7 protein-coding genes and 1 pseudogene are annotated in these 4,286 nt (G+C 67.6%); 4 read left to right on the top strand and 4 right to left on the bottom strand.

The genetic code is table 11. The features are described from left to right. Positions 1-96: 96 nt before the first annotated feature. Complete coding sequence (locus tag G6016_RS13750) at positions 97-633, bottom strand: aminoacyl-tRNA deacylase (RefSeq protein ID WP_338403616.1); 537 nt, start codon at positions 631-633, stop codon at positions 97-99. 104 nt (positions 634-737) lie between these two features. Here G6016_RS13750 and G6016_RS13745 point away from each other — a divergent pair, with 104 nt between their 5' ends. Together G6016_RS13745 and rsrA are read left to right on the top strand one after the other, a co-directional pair. After that, positions 738-1,415 carry a sigma-70 family RNA polymerase sigma factor gene (locus G6016_RS13745; protein WP_182633195.1) on the top strand — a complete coding sequence of 226 codons (678 nt, stop codon included), beginning with the start codon at positions 738-740 and terminating at the stop codon, positions 1,413-1,415. Further along, positions 1,415-1,741 carry a mycothiol system anti-sigma-R factor gene (rsrA, locus tag G6016_RS13740; RefSeq protein ID WP_182633194.1) on the top strand — a complete coding sequence of 109 codons (327 nt, stop codon included), beginning with the start codon at positions 1,415-1,417 and terminating at the stop codon, positions 1,739-1,741. The genes G6016_RS13745 and rsrA overlap by 1 nt, the downstream gene beginning before the upstream one ends. Before the next feature lie 74 nt (positions 1,742-1,815). Here rsrA and G6016_RS17850 read toward each other — a convergent pair whose 3' ends face one another. After that, positions 1,816-1,890: a 50S ribosomal protein bL37 gene (locus G6016_RS17850; protein WP_380023015.1), complete on the bottom strand. Its 75-nt coding sequence runs from the start codon at positions 1,888-1,890 to the stop codon at positions 1,816-1,818. A gap of 106 nt (positions 1,891-1,996) precedes the next feature. Between G6016_RS17850 and G6016_RS13735 the strand changes: the two genes are divergently transcribed. Continuing rightward, positions 1,997-2,212 (top strand): biotin/lipoyl-binding carrier protein, encoded by a 216-nt coding sequence (locus tag G6016_RS13735; RefSeq protein ID WP_182633193.1) that lies wholly within the window; start codon positions 1,997-1,999, stop codon positions 2,210-2,212. A gap of 172 nt (positions 2,213-2,384) precedes the next feature. Here the strand turns inward: G6016_RS13735 and G6016_RS13730 are convergent, their stop codons facing one another. Continuing rightward, the gene (locus G6016_RS13730; protein WP_163376657.1) at positions 2,385-2,633 is read right to left on the bottom strand and encodes a WhiB family transcriptional regulator; all 249 of its coding nucleotides are present in this window, start codon (positions 2,631-2,633) and stop codon (positions 2,385-2,387) included. Between the two features lie 390 nt (positions 2,634-3,023). On the opposite strand from G6016_RS13730, the gene G6016_RS13725 reads away from it, so the two are divergent. Continuing rightward, positions 3,024-3,485 (top strand): hypothetical protein, encoded by a 462-nt coding sequence (locus tag G6016_RS13725; protein ID WP_182633192.1) that lies wholly within the window; start codon positions 3,024-3,026, stop codon positions 3,483-3,485. A 42-nt stretch (positions 3,486-3,527) separates the two neighbouring features. Here G6016_RS13725 and G6016_RS13720 read toward each other — a convergent pair. After that, positions 3,528-4,286: pseudogene (locus tag G6016_RS13720) on the bottom strand (hypothetical protein); the annotation flags it as partial.

Below are 4,286 nucleotides of genomic sequence, written 5' to 3'. Positions count from 1 at the left end.
CGCCAGCCGCCAGCCGCGAGCCGCGAGCCGCCAGCCTGCAGCCGTCCGCCGGTCGCAGTCAGGGTTACAGCGAGTGGGCTGGCGCGATGCCCGGTGTCAGTGGGCGTGCCCGGCGGCGATGGGCGCGACGACCGCCTCGGTCAGTGCCACGAGGTCGGTGCCGCGCAGTTCGATCTCCCAGCCGCGCCGGCCCGCACTGCACAGGACGGTCGGATACTCGAGCACGGAGGCGTCGACGACCGTGGGCAGCCGTCGTTTCTGCCCGAGCGGGGAGACCCCACCCACGACGTAGCCAGTGGTCTTCTCCGCCTGGTCGACCGGCGCGAGCGAGGCTTTGGCACAGCCGAGAGCGGCCGCCGCGGCCTTGAGATCCAGGGATGTCGTGACGGGCAGAACCGCGACGGCCAGGGCCACCCGCGACCCGGCGGGTGGGCGGTCCGTTGCCAGCACCAGGGTCTTGACGATCCGGTCAGCCGGCACACCCAGGCGTTCACCCATGATGCGCGCGGCCTCGTCGCCGTAGTCGTTGCCGGTCGAGGAGTAGGTGTGCACGGTGTGCTCGACCCCGGCGGCGTGCAGCGCGGTGATCGCGGGCGTCGCGGCACCGCCTGGTTTGCCCTTCTGTTTTGCCACGGGTGAAGCGTACTGCGCGCGGCTTGTGGAATACGGGCACCAGCGGTGGCGTTGATCAGGATCGAGAGCCCGGGAGTGGCACCCGGGTCGGGAAGGAGGGTGCGATGCGGACCGCGGTCCTCGACGCCCCGGGCGTGCGACTAGACTCCGCTACATCAACAGGTGAGGAGTTCCGGTTGCCTACCGAGTTGCAGCAAGATGAGGCAGACCAGCGCGCCGAGCAGTTCGAGGAGCTGGCCATGCCGCTTCTGGATCAGCTGTACGGTGCCGCACTGCGGATGACCCGGAACCCGGCCGATGCCGAGGATCTGGTGCAGGAGGCCTACGCCAAGGCCTTCGCGGGTTTCCACTCGTTCAAGCCGGGCACGAATTTCCGGGCCTGGATGCACCGCATCCTCACCAACGCGTACATCAACCACTACCGCAAGCGGCAGCGCCAGCCGGCGCAGTATCCGACTGACGAGATCATGGACTGGCAGTTGGCGGCGGCGGCCGAGCACACCTCGACGGGCCTGCGGTCCGCGGAGGTCGAGGCCATGGAGCTGCTACCGGATGACGAGATCCGTGCAGCGCTGGCCGAGCTTCCGGAGGAGTTCCGGATGGCGGTGTACTACGCCGACGTCATGGATCTGCCCTACAAGGAGATCGCCGAGATCATGGACACCCCGCTGGGGACCGTGATGTCGCGGCTGCATCGTGGGCGCAAGCAGTTGCGTGAACTCCTGAGGGATGTCGCGACCGACCGTGGATACGGTCGTAGTGCGAAGGAGGGGGAGAACTGATGAAGGATCATGACCCCCGCCTTCAGGAGATCGACTGTGGCGAAGCCCTTCGGGACCTGTCGTTGCTGGTGGATCTCGAGTGCGACGACGCCTGTCGTTCCCGTCTGGAGCATCACCTGGCCGGCTGTCCCGACTGTCGGGAGAGGTTTCTCTCGGAGCGGCGGCTCAAGGCCAAGCTGTCCCGCTCGTGCTGCGAGAAGGCGCCCAGTGGGCTCCGTGAGCGCCTCATGGTGGAAATCCGGCGAACGACCGTCACCACCACCGATTCCGACGGCATGACGGTCGTCCACAGCCGCACGACCGTGGAACGTCGCAACACACGCTGACCCGGATCACGGGATACACATGAGGGGCGGGCACCGATCAGGTGCCCGCCCCTCGTGCGGTCAGCAGTCCGAACTCAGCTGTTGGGACGCTTGCCGTGGTTGGCGTTCTTCTTACGGCGATCCTTGCGCTTGCGACCACGCTTGCTCATGGTGGCTCCTTTCGATCTGTGCATCCAAGTCTCCCACGAGCGGGCCCATGTGGTTGCATTGGTGGTGTCCGGGGGCCGTCATGGAAGAAGCAGAGGAAGCAATCTTATGGCTGAACAGGTCCGTGCTGAGATGGTCGCCAACGTCATGGAGGTCGTCTCCGCCGTCGGCACCGAGGTCTCCGAAGGCGACACGATTGTCCTCCTGGAGTCGATGAAGATGGAGATCCCGGTGCTGTGCGAGACCTCCGGCACCGTGTCCGAGGTGGCCGTGAAGCCCGGAGACGTGATCCAGGCCGGCGACCTCATCGCCGTGATCGACTGACACTCCGGTAGCTCGACGCGTAGACGAACCGGTAGTTCGAGCAGAACGAGACGAAGGCCGGTTTCCGCTCCTGCTGGAGTGGAAACCGGCCTTCGTGTCTACTGCCGTCCGGCCTCGTGGAGGGACCCGAGGAGGCGAACCGCGTACGCGGTGACGGATCAGTCGAGACGTATCAGACGGTGGTGCGGGTGCGGGCCCGGCGACGCTTGAGAGCGCGACGCTCGTCCTCGCTCATGCCGCCCCAGACGCCCGCGTCCTGGCCGGACTCGAGGGCCCACGAGAGGCACTCGGCGGTGACGGGGCAACGGTTGCAGACGATCTTCGCCTCGGCGATCTGGGCGAGGGCGGGACCGGAATTACCGACGGGGAAGAACAGCTCGGGATCCTCGTCGCGGCAGATGGCCTTGTGGCGCCAATCCATGGGGAACTCCTTCAAGTGTGAGACCGTGGTCGGATGCGCCGGGCAGCACGAATTGATCGTCGAAGCCACACGGACCGGCTATGATCCATGGGCAGACGAGCAGAATCGTCAGCACCCGGCGGGGTGGTGGGGTGTACCCGCTCCGCGCGCTCACTCCGTTCCGGAGAGGCTCTCGGTTAAGGCAAAGCAAACACGGTGTGTCTGCGCTGTTACGAATGATCGTCCCACGATTCGCGGACAAGTCAACCCTCTTTAATGGCTATGTGGTAAACGTCACGCCAATTGTCAAATCGGCGAGAAACCGCACCGCAGGGGCCGTAACGGATGTTATTTCCCACGTCGGATCCGGTCGGTCCACCCCGGCGAAAGGCTGCGGCCTAGTCTTGAGTGGTGAACACGAGGCGACCTGAAAACCACGGCCGACCGGCTGATCCGCGCACCGCGATCCCCACCTCCGTCCGGATCGCCGGATGGATCTCGGCAGCCCAGGGACTCATCGGGCTGGTGACCGCGATCGTGCTGATCGTGCGCGCGATAGCCGGGCACCGCGAGGAGACCGTGATGATCAGCGGCTACGCCACCGCGGTGTGGTTCGTGATTCTCGGAGGCGCGCTCATGGCGGCCGGCGTCGGGCTCCTGCGGGGCCGGCGTTGGGGCAGGGGCCTGGTGCTGATCGCCGAACTGCTCATCCTGGTGGCGGTCGGGTCGAGTGTCTTCGGGGCCACGGGGTCGGCACTCTTCGGCGGCGTCGGGGTTCCGCTGTTCGCCGGGGCGATCGTCCTGGCGGTCTCGTGTGCGGTCGCGCTGGCGGCGCTGCTGCGCGGCGACGCGGTCGAGTGGTACGCCAACTGACCACGCAGCCGCACGAGGCCGCCCCCTGATCAGACCGTTCGGTCAGGCGCGCATCTTGAAGGCGTGGATCTCGCCCTGGCTGCGTGCGTAGAGGATGTCGCCGATCTGGGACAGGCCGGTGATGGCGGCGTCGTCGTCGTCAAATTCCCGGTTTTCTCCCGGTGCACCGACCGCGGCGTCCAACCACCGCAGTTCCGCACCGGTGTCGTGGTCCAGGACCGCGAACCCCCCGGCGCGCGGGACCAGGACCCAGTCCCGCGCCGTGTGATCCTCCGGATCCGGCGACCACCCGCCGGTCAACCCCGGCCCCCACGCCCCGGCAGCGGTCCACTGATAGATCCCGGCCTCGAGGTCGAAGGCGTGCGTCGCGGCGCCGTCGAACCACCGCAACTGCGTATTGTCACCCGACACCGCGGCCTGGGACGGCAGGTGCTGCGGCTGCGCGGGCAGCGGCAGGACGGGCGCGAACTCCACGGGCGAGGTGAACCACTCGACCGCCCAGGCGGTGCCGCGCCGCGTCAACGCCAGCGTGCCCTCGTCGGTCATCCCCAGCACCCACATCTCGTCGGCGCCGGTGACGTCAGAGGCGATCTCCTCCGGCTTGCGGTTGTCCTCCGGCACGGTCGCCGACAGCGTCAGGCGGACCGAGTCGTCGCCGGGGCAGCGCTCGGACACGGCGAAACGCTCATCGGTCAGGGCGGCGGAGTCGAGCGTGCACCCGCTGCGGGGCTGCATCCCGGCCTCCTGCGGGGTGTCGACGGCGCCGTACTCGATCGTGCGCACCAGGTCGTCGCGCCAGAT

The organism is Dietzia aerolata (assembly GCF_014144865.1).
GTDB classification, from domain to species: Bacteria; Actinomycetota; Actinomycetes; order Mycobacteriales; family Mycobacteriaceae; genus Dietzia; species Dietzia aerolata.
The sequence above is the reverse complement of the archived record's forward strand: the minus strand, read 5'-3'. Positions and strand labels throughout refer to the sequence as shown.